14 protein-coding genes are annotated in these 17,540 nt (G+C 69.1%); 2 read left to right on the forward strand and 12 right to left on the reverse strand.

The genetic code is table 11. The features are described 5' to 3' along the window. Positions 1 to 75: 75 nt before the first annotated feature. From OHA64_RS20130 to galT, 8 genes are all read right to left on the reverse strand, one after another. Positions 76 to 1,380 (reverse strand): cytochrome P450, encoded by a 1,305-nt coding sequence (locus tag OHA64_RS20130; RefSeq protein ID WP_405624034.1) that lies wholly within the window; start codon positions 1,378 to 1,380, stop codon positions 76 to 78. A gap of 99 nt (positions 1,381 to 1,479) precedes the next feature. Further along, the gene (locus tag OHA64_RS20135; RefSeq protein WP_405614917.1) at positions 1,480 to 2,082 is read right to left on the reverse strand and encodes a GTP-binding protein; all 603 of its coding nucleotides are present in this window, start codon (positions 2,080 to 2,082) and stop codon (positions 1,480 to 1,482) included. Continuing rightward, positions 2,057 to 2,431 (reverse strand): DUF742 domain-containing protein, encoded by a 375-nt coding sequence (locus OHA64_RS20140; RefSeq protein ID WP_389156294.1) that lies wholly within the window; start codon positions 2,429 to 2,431, stop codon positions 2,057 to 2,059. Before OHA64_RS20140 ends, OHA64_RS20135 begins: the two co-directional genes overlap by 26 nt. Next, positions 2,428 to 2,829, reverse strand: a complete 402-nt coding sequence (locus OHA64_RS20145) for a roadblock/LC7 domain-containing protein (RefSeq protein WP_356772658.1) — start codon at positions 2,827 to 2,829, stop codon at positions 2,428 to 2,430. Before OHA64_RS20145 ends, OHA64_RS20140 begins: the two co-directional genes overlap by 4 nt. Beyond that, positions 2,826 to 4,049, reverse strand: coding sequence for a sensor histidine kinase (locus tag OHA64_RS20150; protein WP_405614919.1), 1,224 nt, complete (start codon positions 4,047 to 4,049; stop codon positions 2,826 to 2,828). Before OHA64_RS20150 ends, OHA64_RS20145 begins: the two co-directional genes overlap by 4 nt. 284 nt (positions 4,050 to 4,333) lie before the next feature. Beyond that, the gene (galK, locus tag OHA64_RS20155) at positions 4,334 to 5,497 is read right to left on the reverse strand and encodes a galactokinase (RefSeq protein WP_405614921.1); all 1,164 of its coding nucleotides are present in this window, start codon (positions 5,495 to 5,497) and stop codon (positions 4,334 to 4,336) included. A 32-nt stretch (positions 5,498 to 5,529) separates the two neighbouring features. Further along, on the reverse strand, positions 5,530 to 6,495 hold the full coding sequence (gene galE, locus OHA64_RS20160) for a UDP-glucose 4-epimerase GalE (RefSeq protein WP_405614923.1): 966 nt from the start codon (positions 6,493 to 6,495) through the stop codon (positions 5,530 to 5,532). Next, positions 6,492 to 7,580 carry a galactose-1-phosphate uridylyltransferase gene (galT, locus tag OHA64_RS20165; protein WP_405614925.1) on the reverse strand — a complete coding sequence of 363 codons (1,089 nt, stop codon included), beginning with the start codon at positions 7,578 to 7,580 and terminating at the stop codon, positions 6,492 to 6,494. The genes galE and galT overlap by 4 nt, the downstream gene beginning before the upstream one ends. A 177-nt stretch (positions 7,581 to 7,757) precedes the next feature. On the opposite strand from galT, the gene OHA64_RS20170 reads away from it, so the two are divergent. Further along, complete coding sequence (locus OHA64_RS20170; RefSeq protein WP_405614927.1) at positions 7,758 to 9,449, forward strand: sodium:solute symporter family protein; 1,692 nt, start codon at positions 7,758 to 7,760, stop codon at positions 9,447 to 9,449. Between the two features lie 21 nt (positions 9,450 to 9,470). Then, positions 9,471 to 9,773 (forward strand): hypothetical protein, encoded by a 303-nt coding sequence (locus OHA64_RS20175; RefSeq protein WP_405614929.1) that lies wholly within the window; start codon positions 9,471 to 9,473, stop codon positions 9,771 to 9,773. Between the two features lie 780 nt (positions 9,774 to 10,553). Here the strand turns inward: OHA64_RS20175 and OHA64_RS20180 are convergent. The 4 genes from OHA64_RS20180 to OHA64_RS20195 all read right to left on the reverse strand — a co-directional run bounded on the left by OHA64_RS20180 (position 10,554) and on the right by OHA64_RS20195 (position 17,499). Then, positions 10,554 to 11,258 carry a LuxR C-terminal-related transcriptional regulator gene (locus tag OHA64_RS20180; protein WP_405614931.1) on the reverse strand — a complete coding sequence of 235 codons (705 nt, stop codon included), beginning with the start codon at positions 11,256 to 11,258 and terminating at the stop codon, positions 10,554 to 10,556. A gap of 435 nt (positions 11,259 to 11,693) precedes the next feature. Beyond that, entirely contained in the window at positions 11,694 to 13,547 is a 1,854-nt protein-coding gene (locus tag OHA64_RS20185; protein ID WP_405614933.1) for a PQQ-binding-like beta-propeller repeat protein, read from the reverse strand. Between the two features lie 65 nt (positions 13,548 to 13,612). Continuing rightward, entirely contained in the window at positions 13,613 to 15,496 is a 1,884-nt protein-coding gene (locus OHA64_RS20190; RefSeq protein WP_405614935.1) for a PQQ-binding-like beta-propeller repeat protein, read from the reverse strand. Between the two features lie 194 nt (positions 15,497 to 15,690). After that, a complete protein-coding gene (locus OHA64_RS20195) occupies positions 15,691 to 17,499 on the reverse strand; it encodes an ABC-F family ATP-binding cassette domain-containing protein (protein WP_405614937.1) in 1,809 nt (602 codons plus the stop codon). Between the last annotated feature and the right edge of the window lie 41 nt (positions 17,500 to 17,540).

Raw genomic sequence — 17,540 nt, forward strand, 5'->3', positions numbered from 1 at the left:
ATGCGCCGCTACGTGTTGCTCCCGTCACATGCGGTGCACCGGACTCTCGGTGCACCGCCGTCAGTTGGTGGTGTGTCAGACGCGGAACAGATCGACCAGGGTGCTCCAGAAGCCCCTCTTCCGCGCGGGCTGTTCCGGCTGCACGGGCTCGGCACCGGTCGGTACACGCGGCTGCTCGGGCTCGGGCAGCGGCGCCGACTTCTGCAGGGCCGAGACCATGCGGGTGGCCGGGGTCGGGCTGAACCGCACCGGCAGCGCGGCCAGCGCGTGCTGGAACGGCCCCGGACGGAACTGCAGAGCCTCGTCCGGCACCGCCAGGGTGAGGTCGGGCAGCGCGTTGAGGATCCGCTCGATCGCGGCGATGGCGATCACCAGGGCCGGGTCCTTGGCGGGGCAGGCGTGCGGGCCCGCCCCCCACGCCAGGTGCGCGCCCTTGTTGCGTGACTCTCGGGCCTCCTTGAGGGCCGGGTCGACGTTGGCGCCGGCGAAGCTGATGACGACCGGCGAGTTCGCCTCGACGACCACTCCGCCGAGGTCGACGTTCTGCACCGGGAAGTGCGCGGCGTAGTTGGCGATGGGCGGGTTGTTCCACAGGACGTGGTCGATGGCCTCCTCGATCAGCATGCCCGAGCCGCCCGAGCCCTGGTTCGACAGGAGCAGGTGCAGGGCGTGGGCGATGAGGTTGCGCTGGGGCTCGAAGCCGGCGCCCATCAGCATGACGAGTTGGTCCTTGAGCTCCTCGTCGGTCAGGCCGGCGGGGTGCTGGATGAGCCAGGAGGTGACGTCCTCGGCGGGCCTGCGGCGCTTGATGGAGATCAACTGCATCAGGCCGGCGGTCAGTTCCTCGTTGGCGCGCTGCACGTCGATGCCGTCGAAGAGGGCGCCCAGCGAGCTGGTGAGGGTGTCGCCGATGTCGGCGGGGCAGCCGAAGAGCTTGTTGAACAGCAGCAGCGGCAGCATCTTGGCGTAGTCGTTGACCAGGTCGGCGCGGCCGCGTTCGCTGAACTGGTCGATGAGGAAGTCGGCGATCGGCTCGACATCCCGGCGCAGCCGCGTCATGTTCAGCCGGTCGAAGCTCGCGGTGACCGCCTGGCGCAGCCTGAGGTGCACGGCCCCGTCGGTGAACAGGCAGTTGGGCCGGTAGGCCATCATCGCGAGGATGGGGCTGTCGAGGGGGACGCGGCCCTCGTTCAGCGCCTTCCAGCGGCGGGAGTCACGGGCGAACAGGGAGGGGTTCTGCAGCACCCTGAGGGCCGTCTCGTGCTCGACGACCAGGGTGGCGTCCACGCCGGGCGCGAGTTCCACGGGTCCCGCGGGACCGTGGGCGCGGACCCGGTCGTAGATCTGCTGCGGGTCGGCGGTGAAGGTGCCGTCGAACATGGGGCATCTGGCGCCGGGGGCGGCCGGCGAGTGGTGAGTGTCCACGGGGGGAGTCCTTTGCGGGCCTGGGCCTCGCGGCCCGGCCGGGGAGGGAGCGGATCAGGCCGCGCGATCGAGCAGATGGCGGACCAGGGCGATCAACGCGTTCGCGGACGACCGCTGGTCGCGGGCGTCGCAGTAGACGACAGGGGTGTCCGGCAGCAGGTCGAGGGCCTCGCGGATCTCCGTCTCGTCGAAGAACCGCGCGTCGAAGCTGTTGACGGCGATGGCGTACTCGAGCCCGTACTCGTCGATCAGGTCGATGACGGGGAACGTCTCCTCCAGCCGGGCGGGGTCGACCAGCAGCAGCGCACCGAGCGCGCCGCGGGCCATGTCCTCCCACAGCTGCATGAAGCGCTGCTGTCCGGGCGTGCCGAACAGATAGAGCACGAGTTCCTCGGTCAGGGTCAGACGCCCGAAGTCCAGGGCCACGGTGGTGGTCACCTTGTCGGGTACGCCCCGCAGGTCGTCCACGTGTACGGACGCCTGCGTCATCTTCTCCTCGGTCCGCAGCGGCGTGATCTCCGACAGCGAGCCGATGAAGGTCGTCTTGCCCACCGCGAAATGCCCCACGACCAGGATCTTCGCGGCGGTGGTGACCGCGTCGGAGACATAGATCGTCCCGTTCGCGGCCGTCTCAGACGATGAGGGTTTCGAGTCCATGCAGAACCTTCTCGAGGGTCTCTCGGTCAGCGAGCTGGGCGCGGGTGGGTTCGGAGCGGCGCAGAAGGTGGCCCTGTTCGAATAAATCCGTCAGCAGCAGTCGGGCCACGCCTACCGGCAGCGACAGGTGGCCGGCCACCTCCGCCACGGACAGGTAGCCGCCCCCGCACAGCTCCCAGATGGCACGGACCTCGGGACCGGCGCCGAGCGGCAGTTCACGGTCGGGAGCCAGGGTGACCAGGGTGTGCAGCGCAAGGTCGTCCGCCGACGGCAGTCGCCGTCCGCCGGTGATGACGTAGGAACGGACGAAGTCGCTGGTGACCGGAGCTTCTTCGCCGGGACCGGTCATGCGTCGGCACCGGCGTTCAGTCGCGGCGCGGCACTCATCGCCTCGCGCAGCGCGCTCACGGTCTTCTGCATCCGGAAGGACATGGCTTCCATGTCGACGTCCAGGGCCGCCGATACGGCCAGGTAGGCGCCGCTGCCCGCGGCCACGAGGAAGATCCATCCGCCGTCGAACTCGACGAGCGTCTGCTTCCAGGTCCCGTGGCCCCCGCCCACGAACCCGGACACGGCGCGGCACAGGGACTGGATGGAGCTCATCGCCGCCGCGTTCTTCTCCGCTTCGTCACGGCTGATGTCGTCGGAGCGCTGCATCAGCAGGCCGTCGGCGGAGACCAGGATCGCATGGCGGGCCCCACGCACCTCGAGCACACCGTTCAGCACCCACGACAGGTCGGGATTCACTGGTTCTGGGATCCTTCCGTGTTGTTCGAGACCCGGCCGAGGTGCGTTCCGCGGGCGAACGCGCCGATACGTGATGCCGTCACCTCGCTGGTGTTCTCCCCGTCGGAGGCCGACTTGGCGGGTGCCGCCTGGTCGGGCTGGGGAACCATCGAGACGGGCCTGTCGCGCCTTCTGCGCCGAGGCAGACCGCCCTGCGTGGTGCCGACGACGAGCGTCGGACCGGGGGCGGGCACCGTGGCGCGGGGCCGCTCGCGCTGCTCGGCCTGCTGGTCCTCCACCTCAGGGTCGTGGTGCGAAGCGGCGGGCTGGGGGGCGTCAGTGGTCAAGAGGCCCTCCGGCACACGGATGACGGCGCGCACTCCGCCGTAGGGGGAGACCGAGTCGACGGACACCGAGAAGCCGTAGCGGGCGGCGAGCATCCCGCAGACGGCGAAGCCGAACTTGGGCGGGTCGCCGAGGCCGGTGATGTCGACGGTGCTGTCCGGCGACAGCAGGGTGGCGGCACGGGCCTTGGTCTCCTGGCTCATGCCCACACCGGCGTCGTCGACCACCAGGCACACCCCGGTCGGCACGGCCTGGATGTTGATCTCCACCGGCGACTGGGGCGCGCTGTACTTGGTCGCGTTGTCCAGGAGCTCGGCGAGGACGACGGCGACCGGCTCGACGGCCTTGCCGGTGATGGAGATGCTGACCTGGGCGTTGACCCGGACCCGGGAGAAGTCCTTGATCCGGCCCTGGGCGCTGCGGGCCACGTCGTACACGGAGGCGCTCTCGTCGCGACGCCCGAGCCAGCCGCCGCACAGCACCGAGATGCCCTTGGTACGGCGGCTGAACTGGCTGCTGGTGTGGTCGATCAGCATCAGGTCGGCCAGCACGCCGGAGTCGTCGCCGTACTCCTTCTGCAGGTTGTCCAGGAGCACCTGCTGCTCCTCGGCGAGGGACTGGAGCGTGCCCATCGCCGACTTGAGGACGGCCTTGGTGTCCGACTCCGCGTCAGCCCGGACCTCCGAGAGGTCCTCCACATGCCGTGCGGTGAGGGTTTCGTAGCCCGTCTGCACCTGGCGCAGTTGCCCTTGTACGGACACCAGGTTGCTTTGCAGGTTGTCGTTGTTGCGACGGAGAGCCATGTTGGTTCTCCGCGCGCGCATCACCGCGAAGACCGCGGCGATGATCACGATGAGCAGGATCCACAACAACGGATCCTGGATGAATGACGTCATGAGACTCTCTTCAAGTCGCCTCGCGCCGGGGGCCAGAGCAACAGCCTCTCCTTCGCGATGGGGCCCTAGAGACTGTCCCCCCGTACGCGTCATGACGCGCAGTCAGCCTACTGAAAAGTACATTGATCGTATCAGTAGCAACATGGTCAACAGGCGTACCAGACGGCGCATTTGAGGACCTTCACAAACACCACGCGCAGGATCGATTTTCCGTTGTTCCTCTTGAACGAGCGTCAGCCCCGCGCTCGTTCGGGAGCACGGGGCTGACGTGTGGAAACGGGGGTTCAGCGCAGGCGACGCGCCCCCGCCGAGGGGACCGCCTCGAACACCCGCGGCGCGGTGAAGCCGGCCGCGGCGAAGGCCTCCTGGAGCGCCTTGGTGATGGTGTCGACCTCGGCGGCCTCCGCCAGCACGATCGCCGAGCCGCCGAACCCGCCGCCCGTCATCCGGGCGCCGAGCGCGCCGGAGGCCAGGGCCGTGTCGACGACCAGGTCCAACTCCACGCAGGAGATACGGAAGTCGTCGCGCAGGGAGGCGTGCCCCGCGACCAGGACCGGCCCGATCGCCCGGGTGTCACCGGACTCCAGCAGGGCGACCACCTTCTCCACCCGCTCGTCCTCGGTGACGACGTGGCGCACCAGGCGGCGCACCTCCTCCTCGTCCCCGAGCCGCCCCAGCGCCGCGTCCAGGTCGGCGTAGGGGATGTCCCGCAGCGCGTCGACGCCCAGCAGGGCCGCGCCCTTCTCACAGCCGGCCCGGCGCTTGCCGTACTCGCCGTCGCTGTGGGCGTGCTTGACCTGGGTGTCGACGACCAGCAGGCGCATGCCCTCGGCGGCCAGGTCGAAGGGGATCTGCTTCTGGGACAGGTCACGGGTGTCGAGGAACAGGGCGTGGCCCGACTCGCAGCAGGCGGAGGCGGTCTGGTCCATGATCCCGGTCGGGGCCCCGACGTACACGTTCTCACCGCGTTGGCACAGCCGGGCCAACTGCCAGCGCTTGAGCCCCAGTTCGTACAGGTCGTTCAGGGCGAGCGCGACCACGACCTCCAGCGCCGCCGAGGAGGACAGGCCCGCGCCGGACGGCACCGTGGACGCCAGGTGGACGTCCGCGCCGGTGACCGGGTGGCCCGCCTCGCGCAGCGCCCAGACGACACCCGCCGGGTACGCCGTCCACTTCCGGTCCGACTCCGGGACCAGGTCGTCGAGCCGCAGCTCCACGACACCGCCCTCGATGTCCGCCGAGTGCAGGCGCAGTACGCCGTCATCGCGCCGGGACACCGCCGCGACCGCGATGTGCGGAAGGGCGAACGGCATCACGAAGCCGTCGTTGTAGTCGGTGTGTTCGCCGATGAGGTTGACCCGGCCCGGCGCCGCCCACACCCCCTCGGGGCCCGCCCCGTACAGCTCCTCGAACCGTTCGGCGACAGCCCCTGCGACAGCCTCGCTCATTGCCCTGACCCCTGACCTTCCGTACGTACCGGTTACTGATTGCCGCGCCGCTGCGCGAAGTCCCACGCGTCCGCGACGATCCCCGTGAGGTCCGCGCGGGACGGGTTCCAGCCGAGCTTCTCGCGCGCGCTGTCGGCCGACGCCACCAGGACCGCCGGGTCGCCGCCCCGACGAGGGGCCACGACTTCGGGGATCGGGTGGCCGGTGACCCGGCGGACCGTCTCGATGACCTCACGGACGGAGAAGCCGTTTCCGTTGCCGAGGTTGCAGATCAGGTGCTCGCCGGGGGTGGCGGCCCGCAGGGCGAGGAGGTGGGCCTCGGCCAGGTCGGCGACGTGGATGTAGTCGCGGACACAGGTGCCGTCCGGCGTCGGGTAGTCGTCGCCGTAGACGGAGATCGCCTCGCGCCTGCCCTGGGCGACCTGGAGGACCAGCGGGATCAGGTGCGACTCGGGGTCGTGCCGCTCGCCGTGGGCCCCGTAGGCACCGGCCACGTTGAAGTACCGCAGCGACACCGCGCCCAGCCCGTGGGCCGCCGCCTCACCGGTGATCATGTGGTCGACGGCCAGCTTGGTGGCGCCGTACGGGTTGGTGGGCCGGGTCGGCATCGACTCGACGATCGGGGTCTCGGTCGGCTCGCCGTAGGTGGCGGCCGTGGAGGAGAAGACGAGCCGGCGTACGCCCGCTTCCCGCATGGCCCCGAGCAGCGCCATGGTGCCGCCGACGTTGTTGTCCCAGTACTTCTCGGGCTTCACGACCGACTCGCCGACCTGGGAGAAGGCGGCGAAGTGCAGGACGGCGTCGAAGGTGGAATCCAGCCACTTGGCGGCGTCACGGATGTCGCCCTCGACGAAGGAGGCACCCGCCGGCACCCCTTCGCGGAAGCCGGTGGAGAGGTTGTCGAGGACGACGACCTCGTGGCCCGCCTCCAGCAGATGCTGGGCGACCACGCTGCCGACGTACCCCGCACCACCCGTGACCAGGTACTTACCGCTCATGAACTCGCTACCTCCCGCAGTCGCTGTGCCGCGGCCTCCGGCCGGATGTCGTTGATGAACACGTTCATGCCGGATTCGGAGCCCGCGAGGAACTTCAGCTTGCCGGACGTACGACGGATGGTGAAAAGCTCGAGGTGCAGCGCGAAGTCGTCACGGCTGACGCCCTCGAACTCCTCCAGCGCGCCGAACGGCGCCTGGTGCCAGGCGGCGATGTACGGCGTCGGCGGCTCTCCCGCCCCTTCCCTCTCTCCACCCGGACCGTCGAAGATCCGGTCGAAGCGCCTCAAGAGTTCCAGATAGACCTTGGGGAACTCTGTGCGCGCGGCCTCGTCGAGACCGAGCAGATCGGGCACCCGGCGCTTCGGGTACAGGTGCACCTCGTACGGCCAGTGCGCCGAGTACGGCACGAAGGCGACCCAGTGCTCGCCCTCCAGGACGACCCGCTCACCGGCGAGTTCCTGCTCCAGGACGACGGCGTCGAAGAGGTTCTCCCCGCCGGTCGCCTCCTTGTGGGCCGCGACCGACCGCAGCATCAGCGCGGTGCGGGGGGTGGTGAACGGGTAGGCGTAGATCTGCCCGTGCGGGTGCCCCAGGGTCACGCCGATCTCGGCACCCCGGTTCTCGAAACAGAACACCTGCTGCACGGAGGGCAGATGGGACAGCTCCGACGTCCGGTCGGTCCACGCCTCCAGGACCAGCCCCGCCTGCTCCTCGGTCAGGTCTCCGAAGGACGCGTTGTGGTCGGAGGTGAAGCAGACGACCTCGCAGCGGCCGGAGTCGCCGGCCAGCGAGGGGAAACGGTTCTCGAAGACCGCGACGTCGTACGACGAGTCCGGGATCTCACTCAGCCGCTCACCCTGCGAGGGGCACAGCGGGCACTCGTCGGCCGGCGGGTGGTAGGTGCGCCCCTGCCGATGCGAGGCGATGGCGACCGAGTCTCCGAGCAGCGGGTCCCGCCTCACCTCGGAGGTGGTGACGGTCCGCTCCAGCGGCCGCCGGTCTACCGCGTCCCGGACGACATCGTCCCGCAGGTCGTAGTAGATGAGCTCGCGACCGTCCGCCAGCCGGGTCGAGGTCTTCTTCACTGCGGACTCCCTATTCGAGCCACTCAATCACCAAACAGAACCAAACACATTGGAACACAACCCACCATGATCGTCAACATCACAATCAAACAAAGAGCGTCAACAGAAGTGTTCATCAACTGAACTCGGAGGCATAGGTTCCGCTACGGATCAGTTCACGCAACGAAGCGAGTGCTTATGCAAACCCCCACCCACCAGGCGATAGACCTGGCAGCCGACCTGCGGCTCCCCACGAACTGGCTCGACTACACGATCCTCGGCATCTACTTCGTCGTCGTCCTGGGCATCGGGTTCGCCGCCCGCAGCTCCGTGAAGACCAGCCTCGACTTCTTCCTCTCGGGCCGCTCCCTGCCCGCCTGGGTCACCGGTCTCGCGTTCGTCGCCGCCAACCTGGGCGCCACCGAGATCCTCGGCATGGCCGCCAACAGCGCGCAGTACGGCGTCTACACCACGCACTGGTACTGGATCGGCGCCATCCCGGCCATGGTCTTCCTCGGCCTGGTGATGATGCCCTTCTACTACGGCAGCAAGGTCCGCTCGGTCCCCGAGTTCCTCCTCCTGCGCTTCGACAAGGCAGCCCACCTGCTCAGTTCGATCTTGTTCGCCTTCGCCGCCATCCTGATCGCCGGCGTCAACCTCTACGCCCTCGCGATCATCGTCGAGGCGCTGCTCGGCTGGCCGCAGTGGGTGGCGATCGTGGTCGCCGGCTTCTTCGTGCTCGCCTACATCACCCTCGGCGGTCTCTCCTCGGCGATCTACAACGAGGTACTCCAGTTCTTCGTGATCCTGGCGGCCCTCATCCCGATCACCGTCCTCGGCCTGAAGAAGGTCGGCGGCTGGGACGGGCTGTCCGACTCCCTCACCAGGACACACGGCGCCGACTTCATGACCTCCTGGGGCGGCACGGGCATCGGCGACCCGAACCCGCTCGGCGCGAACTGGCTGACGATCGTGCTCGGTCTCGGCTTCGTCCTGTCCTTCGGCTACTGGACGACCAACTTCGCCGAGGTCCAGCGAGCCCTGTCGGCGAAGAACCTGTCGGCGGCCCAGCGAACGCCCCTCATCGCCGCGTTCCCCAAGATCTTCATCGTCTTCCTGGTGATGATCCCGGGCCTGGTGGCGGCGGTCCTGGTCCCGAAGATCGGCACACCAGGCTCGGACCTCCAGTACAACGACGCGATCCCGTACCTGATGGAACAGCTGCTGCCCAACGGCGTCCTCGGCATCGCGGTGACCGGTCTGCTGGCCGCGTTCATGGCGGGCATGGCGGCCAACATCTCGTCCTTCAACACGGTCTTCACCACCGACATCTGGCAGAAGTACGTGGTCAAGGACCGCCAGGACGAGTACTACGTACGCTTCGGCCGCCTGATCACCGCGATCGGCGTTCTCGCCTCGATCGGCACGGCGTTCCTGGCCTCCTCGTTCTCGAACATCATGAGCTACCTCCAGACGCTGTTCTCCTTCTTCAACGTCCCGATGTTCGTCGTCTTCATCATCGGGATGTTCTGGAAGCGCGCGTCGATGAAGTCCGGCTTCTGGGGTCTGCTCGCGGGCACGACCGCAGCGATGGTCAACTACTTCGTCCTCTACAAGCGGGACATCATCGACATCCCCTCCGACCAGGGCGCCAACTTCGTGTCGGCGATCGCGGGCTTCGTGGCCGGCGCGGTGGTGATGATCGCCGTATCCCTCGTCACGTCCCCCAAGCCGACCGAGGAACTCGAGGGCCTGGTCTACGGCACACGGTCCCCGGGCATGTCCGAGCCGCCGGCCGCCGGCGACGACGCCTGGTACCGCAAGCCGGCCCTGTTGGGCTGGGGCGCGGTGATCCTGGCGGCCGCCTGCTACATCCCGTTCTCGTTCTGACCGCGGGAGGATTGAGAAACCATGTCTGAACACCCCGACCAGAACATCCAGCGCGAGGTCTCCGAACTACAGACCAAGTCCGCGACGGCCGCCCGCCTCTTCGACATCCGCCGCATCATCGGCGGCCTGTTCGTCCTGTACGGCGTCATCGTCACCCTCGCCGGCCTCACCGACGACGACGCGGCCATAGCCAAGGCCCAGGGCGTGAACATCAACCTCTGGACGGGCCTGGCCATGCTCGCCCTGGGCGTCTTCTTCCTGGTCTGGCTCAAACTCCGCCCCACGGCTCCCCCACCCCCAGCCCCCAACGAGCCCCCGCAGTAGCCTCCGTACCGCCCGCTCCCGTCGAGGCCGCCTGAGGGCTCCGCCCAGTCCCCGCTGCCGGGAAGGCTGTTCGGCACCCCGCGCCCCGGCTTCCGGGACCGGGCGCGCCCGCCGCGGGTGGGTCGGGGCGAGACGGCGAGGCGCCCTCTCCCGCGGGGTCCCTCGCCAGCGTGAGGCCAAGTGCCCCACGCCCGAGGGACGAGGGCGTTCAGGACGGATGGCCCCTCCTCCTCACCCCCGAAGACGAACGGGCTCAGGGCGGCGGGCGAGACGGCCTGGCTCCCTCCCACCCGCAGACGCCGGACAAGGAACGAGGAATGGCCCCTCCTCCTCACCCGGGAAGACGGACGGGCTCAGGGCAGCAGAGGAGGGGCTGCCCACGAGACGCCACCCACCGGCGACGCACGGGCTCAAGGCCACAGACTGTGGCCGCAGGTCAGGAGACTGACCCTCGGCCATCACGGCCGGACGGGGCGGACAGGGCCGCTACTCGCCCACGGCGGGAAGGGGACGGGACGGGGGTGTCCGCCCGCAGCGGTTGTCGCGTCAACACCGCCCCCTCACCAAGAAACCGATTCCGCGACGTTCCGAGGACGGACACCCCCGTCCCGGCCCCAACCCACCCCCGAACCGCAGGCGCTACAGCCACCCCCACCGAACCCGCACAGGCGCCGCAGGCATGCACCCCACCGAACCCGCAGATACCCACCCCACCGAGCCCCTGCTACAGCCACCCCGCAGGCCACCGCACGCACCCCGCCCCACCGCCGGAGGCACCCGTCACTCCTCCGGCCCCTCCCCCACAGAAGACACCCGCGCCACCGGCCCCGCCCGATCCAACAACCCCGTCCGCGCAGCCAACGCCGCCGCCTCCAGCCGCGACCCCACCCCCAGCTTCATCAACACCCGCTGGACATGCGTACGAGCAGTGGACGGCGCGATCCCCATCCCCGCCGCGATCAACCGCGTGTCCTCACCGTCGGCGACCCGGACCAGCACCTCGACCTCGCGGGGCGTCAGCATCTGCAGCAGCCGCTGCCCCTCGTCGTCCGGCTGAGCCGCCGGGTTCAGCAGCTCGCTGAACGCCCCCTGCAACAGCTGCGGAGCAACCGCCGCCTCCCCCGCCCGAGCCTTGATGATCGCGCGCTCGACACCCTCGATGCGCTCGTCGTGCCGCACATAACCGGACGCCCCCGCGGCGAACGCCGCCGCGATCCCACGAGGACTCGGCACCGGCCCCAGCACCAGCACCGCCACCTGCGGCCGCTCCCGCTTGATCCTCACCACCGGGTCGAACATCCCCGGCTCGGCGGGCGTCGCCGTACCCAGCAGGCACACCTCAGGCGCCCGGCTGATCACCAACTCCGCCGCACCCGCGGCGGGCGCCGCCGCGGCGAGCACCCGGTGCCCCCGCAGCTTCAACGCCGAGGCCAACGCCTCGGCAAGCAATCGGTGGTCGTCGACCACCATGAGCCGAACTCCCATCGAGTAACCCCCCACTCCCCGCAGTCCCCCACAGCACCCACGCCCACAGCGCCCTGTCTCCACAACGCCCACAGCCTCCAATGGACCTCATGGACCTCATGGACCTGATGGACCTCATGGACCCTATGGCTGCCCACGACGGATGCCCACCGGTTCACCCGGACAGAAAGCCCCCTCCCGGCCCCCCGCCCTTCATGCCCCCGGAAGCTACACGCTTGTTCGACGTTGCGCTTCCCCTACCGGTGAGAAGTGCCCCGGATCGCCGAAAATCATCTCATTCGAGGTTGACGAACGATATGCGCGCGCCCCGCCCCCGAGCCAAGCAGCCCCGCCCCCGACGCGAACGGCCCCGTCCCTTTTCAGGGACGGGGCCGCAGCCACACCGACGGGTCAACGGGACCGGTCAACCGAACCGGTCAACCAGACCGGCTACGTTCAGCTCGCGCCGAACCCAAGCACCAGATACTCCTTGTCGTCCGAGCTGGTCAGATCACTCGCGTACACCGAGGACATGAACAGATGCCCCTGTGCGTACAGGAACTCCGAGTAGTCCGGCGACATGCTGGTCTCCGCGTCCCGCACGGACTTGGTCGCCGGGTTCTCCAGCAGCTTGGTCTCCTTGAACGAGCCGCCGTCGATGCTGACGATCTGACCGCCCTTGTCGTACGGCGGACGCTTGTACGCGATGATGTTGGTGCCGTCCATCCGCAGCGGCATGATCGTGTAGTCGTCCCCCGCGTCGGCCCGCTGCCCCGTCTGCTTCCCGGTCGCCAGATCGATCGCGACGATCTCGTTGGTGTCGCTGAACTCGCCGCTGCCGTCGTGCTCCTCGGTCGCCAGGTAGAGCCGGTCGTTGCCGACCGCGATCTGGTGGCACTCCTCGACCTTGGTGATGCCGTCGCACTTGGCCGCGTACTGGTCGCTGGGCGCGGAGATCCGGGTGCGCAGCTTGCCGGTCTTGTTGTCGATGGAGAAGAAGTCCGAGATCCCGCTACCGTCCTTCGCGGCTTCGCCCACGTCGGCGGCGACGACCAGCGGATCGGTCGACACGACGCTGGCGTACGCGATGCCCGCCCCCATCTTGTACTCGGAGATCACCTTCCCCGACTTCGGGTCGATGGTCTGGATGTGCAGCTCGGCCGAGTCGTACGAACCGCACCGACGGACCGCGACCAGCTTCGGGCCGCCGCCGTATCCGGAGTCGAAGCAGGTGTCCGTCGGCTTCGGGGCCCACAGCTGCTTGCCGGAGGCGATGTCGAAGGCGGCGCCGCCGCTGGAGCTGCCCACGGCGACGGTGCTGCCGCTGAGGGTGACGTTGTTGAAGCTGATCGGCTGGTCACCGGAGGTGGCGGTCTTCGTCCACAGCTTCTTGCCCGCGGCGAGGTCGATCCCGGCGATCTGGCTGCAGCCGTGCGAGGGCTCGGCCTTGGTCGGCATCTCGGGCTGGTAGATGATCGCCGTCTTGTTGTCGCTGGTGTGGTTGCTGCCCTGGCACACCGGGCCGGGAAGCTTGATCGTCCACAGCTTGGTGCCCTTGTCGGGGTCGTAGCCGACGATCTCGGCGATGCCGCTCTTGGCGTACACCGTGTCGGTGAGCCAGGAACCGGCCGTGGCGATCGTGCTGTCCTTGGAGACCTTGGGCGCCGGGACCTGGAAGAGAACCTTGGAGGCGGTGTTGGCGGGCACCTTCTCCACCGGCTCGGTGGACGTGGTGCCGCCGGCACCGCCGTCGGCGCCGTCGCCGCCGTCACCCTCCTTGGCGTCGTCCTTGCCGCCGGTGGCGCCGTTGGAGCTCGCGGTGTCGTCCTTCTTCCCGCTGTCGTCACCGGACGAGGACGCGTACCAGACACCACCGCCGACGATCAGCGCGATCGCCACGACGGCACCGACAATGATCATGACCTGCGCGTTGAACCCCCGCTTGCCGGGCTGTCCGGGCTGCCCCGGCTGCCCCGGCTGCGGCTGCATCGGCATGGTCGCCTGCGGGTAGCCGTAACCGGGCGGCTGCCCGTACGGGTTCGGCGCCTGGCCGGGATACCCGTACCCCGGAGGAGCCTGCGGAGGCTGGGGGGCCTGCCCGGGATACCCGTACCCGGGAGGCTGCTGAGGCTGCTGCTGCGGAGGCGGCGGCTGCTGGGGATAGCCGTACCCGGCCGGCGGCTGACCACCGGGCGGGACCGGCGGAGCGGCCGGCGGACCCGGCTGGACCGGCGGAGTGGTCGGCGGCGGGCCGAACCCCCCTTGTTGCGGCGGCTCGTTGGGGGGTGGAGGAGGGGGCGGCTGGGTCATGACGTGAGCACCTCGATGGCGGGGGCGACGACAGCGGAAGGAGAGGAAGGAGAGGGGAGAAGGGGTTACTTGCCGTAGGCGAGCATCAACTTCTCCTTCGTGTCCTCGTTGCCGGACAGCCGCGTGGTCGAGAGGTAGAAGCGCCCGCCGACCCAGTCGACGTCCTTCGAGTAGAAGCCGCTCTCGATCTGCGCGGTGCCCTGCGGGTTCTGCAGCAGCTTGGCCGGGGTGTGGCTGCCGCCGCCGGTCAGGATCGACACGATCCGCCCGCCCGCGGAGTACGAGGGCTCCACGTACGCGATGAGCTTGCCGCCCTCGACCTTGATCGGGACCATCGACTCGTCGGTGGGCGACTTGACGCGCCACTTCTCCTTGCCGGTGGAGAGGTTGATCGCCACGATCTCGTTCGGCCCGCTGGTCGCCTCGGTGGGCAGGTACAGCGTGTCGGCGTCGGCGGCCACACCCTCGCAGCCCTGAAGGTCACGCGCGATGATGGCCAGACCGCAGTTGGGGGCGAAGTCCTCGTCGAAGCCGACCTGCGAGCGGAACTTGCCCGCCGCGGTGAACGCGGAGATGTTCCACGACTTCTTGTCGTCGTTGGTGCTGTAGACCACGAGCGGGTCGGCGGAGTAGACCCGCGAGACTCTCCAGCCCTTGTCGAACTTCTGGGTCCACTTGGCCTTGCCGGTCTTGGGATCCAGCTCCTGGACCTCGTCGTGCTCGTTCGTCCCGGCGGCGTCGCAGGAGGCGACGGCGACCAGCCGGGCGCCGCCCGAGAACGCGGTCGGGAAGCAGGACTCGCCGTACCTCTTCTTGTCGAACAGCTTCTTGCCGGTCCGTACGTCGTACGCGGTGCCGGACTGCGAGCGGCCGACCATCAACGTGTCGCCGCTGACGCTCAGTTCGACCTGGAGCGCGCTGTCGAACAGCTCGCCGTCCCCGACCTTGGCGGTCCAGCCCTTGTCGCCCGTGTTCAGGTCGATCTGCTGGAGCAGGTTGCACTTGGCACGGTCAGTGGTGCCGTTCATGTACGCGACGACGATCTTGTCGTCGGACGTCTTCTGCGAGGTGACCGCGCAGATCTTCTGCGGGAAGGTGATCGGGGCCCAGGTCGGCTTGCCGTCGCCGACGTTGTAGGCGACGACCTGCTTGTACGCCGACTTCACCGCGGTCTTGTCGGTGATCCACATGCCGGCGGCGTCGGCGCCGTCACCGGGTGCGTCGGGCGCCTCCTTGTACCAGAGCACCTTCGACTCGCCGGCCTGCCGGCCCTCGTTGAGGTTCTCCGGGTCCTCGCCGCCGGCGCCGCTGCCGTCGCCGGGGTTGACCGGGGACTCGGAGGTGGTGGGCTTGGAGTCGTCGCTCTTCTCGGCGACCGGCTTCTTGTCGTCACCGTCGTCACCGCCGCTGGTGACCGCGAACACGGTCCCGCCGATGACGAGCAGCGCGGCCACGGCGGCGCCGATGACGATGGCGGTCTTCCCCTTGAAGCGGTTCCCGGAGCCGGGCGGCGGGGTGCCGGGGGCGCCCGGGAACTGGGGCTGCGCCGGATAGCCGTATCCCTGCGGCTGTCCGTACGGACCCGGCTGCTGGGGCTGACCGTAAGGTCCCGGCTGCTGCGGCTGACCGTACGGACCCTGCTGGCCGTAGGGGCCGGGCTGGGGCTGACCGTACGGACCCTGCTGGCCGTAGGGCCCCGACTGCGGGGCGGCGGGCGGCTGCTGGGGATAGCCGTAACCGGGCTGCGGGGCACCGGGCGGCGGGCCCTGCGGAGGCGGCGGCGTCTGCGGCGCCCCGAATCCGCCCTGCGGCGCGGGTGCCTGCGGCGGCTGCTGCGGTGGTGCCGGCTGTGGTTGTGGCTGCTGCGGTTGCGGCGGCTGGTCCTGCGGCGGCTGGTCCTGCGGCGCTCCGAAACCGCCCTGTGGCGGCTGGTTGGGCGGCTGCGTCATCAGCGTGTTCCCCCGTTCAATCACTGATTTCTAGCCACGCCCTGAGGTACGTAATGGACCCAGAGTCGTACTCAGAAACTTCTCAGACGGCTCTTTCTATCACCCGGGACCGACAACGCACTGGGCCGGTTCCGCCCCTGTTCCCAAGGGAGAACCGGCCCGTGACGCCCCCGTTATGCGCCTTCACGCACCCTTCACGCATCCTCGGCGAGTTCCAGCCACCGCATCTCCAGCTCGTCCCGCTCGCCGGCCAAGTCGCGCAGTTCGGCGTCCAGTTCCGCCACCTTCGCGAAGTCGGTGGCATTCTCCGCGATTCGGGCATGCAGCTTGGCCTCCTTCTCGGAGACCTTGTCCAACTGCCGTTCGATCTTCTGGAGTTCCTTCTTGGCGGCGCGCTGGTCGGCGGCGCTCTTCTCCGGTACGGCCTTGCCGGCGACCGGCGTGGGAGCGGAGGCGGCGGCCGCCTCCTCCATCCGGCGGCGACGCTCCAGGTACTCGTCGATGCCGCGCGGCAGCATCCGCAGGGTGGCGTCGCCGAGCAGGGCGAAGACTCGGTCGGTGGTGCGTTCGACGAAGAACCGGTCGTGGGAGATGACGATCATCGAGCCGGGCCAGCCGTCGAGCACGTCCTCCAGCTGGGTCAGCGTCTCGATGTCGAGGTCGTTGGTGGGCTCGTCGAGGAAGAGCACGTTGGGCTCGTCCATGAGAAGACGCAGCAGCTGAAGCCGGCGCCGCTCACCACCCGACAGGTCACCGACCGGCGTCCACTGCTTCTCCTTGCTGAACCCGAACGTCTCGCACAGCTGCCCGGCGGTCATCTCGCGCCCCTTGCCGAGGTCGACGCGCTCCCGCACCCGCTGGACCGCCTCCAGCACCCGCAGGTTCGGGTCGAGTTCGCCGACCTCCTGGGAGAGGTAGGCGAGCTTGACGGTCCTGCCGACGGCGACCCGGCCACCCGCGGGCTGCGTCTCACCGTCGGTCCAGGACGCCTCGGCCATGGCCCGCAGCAGCGAGGTCTTCCCGGCGCCGTTCACCCCGACCAGGCCGATACGGTCACCTGGCCCGAGCTGCCAGGTCACGTGCTTGAGCAGCACCTTGGGACCGGCCTGGACGGTGACGTCCTCCAGGTCGAAGACGGTCTTCCCGAGCCGCGACGAGGCGAACTTCATCAGCTCGCTGCTGTCCCGGGGCGGCGGCACGTCCGCGATGAGCTCGTTGGCGGCCTCGACACGGAAGCGCGGCTTGGACGTACGGGCCGGGGCACCGCGCCGCAGCCACGCCAGCTCCTTGCGGACCAGGTTCTGCCGCTTGGTCTCCTCGGTGGCGGCGATCCGCTCACGCTCGGCGCGCGCGAAGACGTAGTCGGAGTAGCCGCCCTCGTACTCGTAGACGTCACCGCGCTGGACGTCCCACATGCGCGTGCAGACCTGGTCCAGGAACCACCGGTCGTGGGTCACGCACACGAGCGCCGAACGGCGCTCACGCAGGTGTTTGGCAAGCCAGGCGATGCCTTCGACGTCGAGGTGGTTGGTGGGCTCGTCGAGGACGATCAGGTCCTGCTCGTCGATGAGCAGCTTGGCGAGCGCGATACGGCGGCGCTCGCCGCCGGAGAGCGGACCGATGACGGTGTCGAGCCCCTGCGGGAAGCCCGGCAGGTCCAGCCCGCCGAACAGCCCGGTCAGCACGTCTCTGATCTTCGAGTTTCCAGCCCACTCGTGGTCGGCCAGGTCGCGGATGACCTCGTGGCGGACGGTGGCGGACGGGTCGAGGGAGTCGTGCTGGGTGAGCACGCCGACCCGCAGCCCGCCCGAGTGCGTGACCCGCCCGGTGTCGGCCTCCTCCAGCTTGGCGAGCATCCGGATCAGGGTCGTCTTGCCGTCGCCGTTCCGCCCGACCACACCGATCCGGTCCCCTTCGGAGACGCCGAGGGACACGCCGTCGAGGAGGGCACGAGTGCCGTACACCTTGCTGACGTTCTCGACATTGACCAGGTTGACGGCCATTTCTCTCCTGACAGGGGGGACGATCGACCCTCCAGGGTAGT

This window comes from Streptomyces sp. NBC_00076, from assembly GCF_045041235.1.
GTDB lineage: Bacteria > Actinomycetota > Actinomycetes > Streptomycetales > Streptomycetaceae > Streptomyces.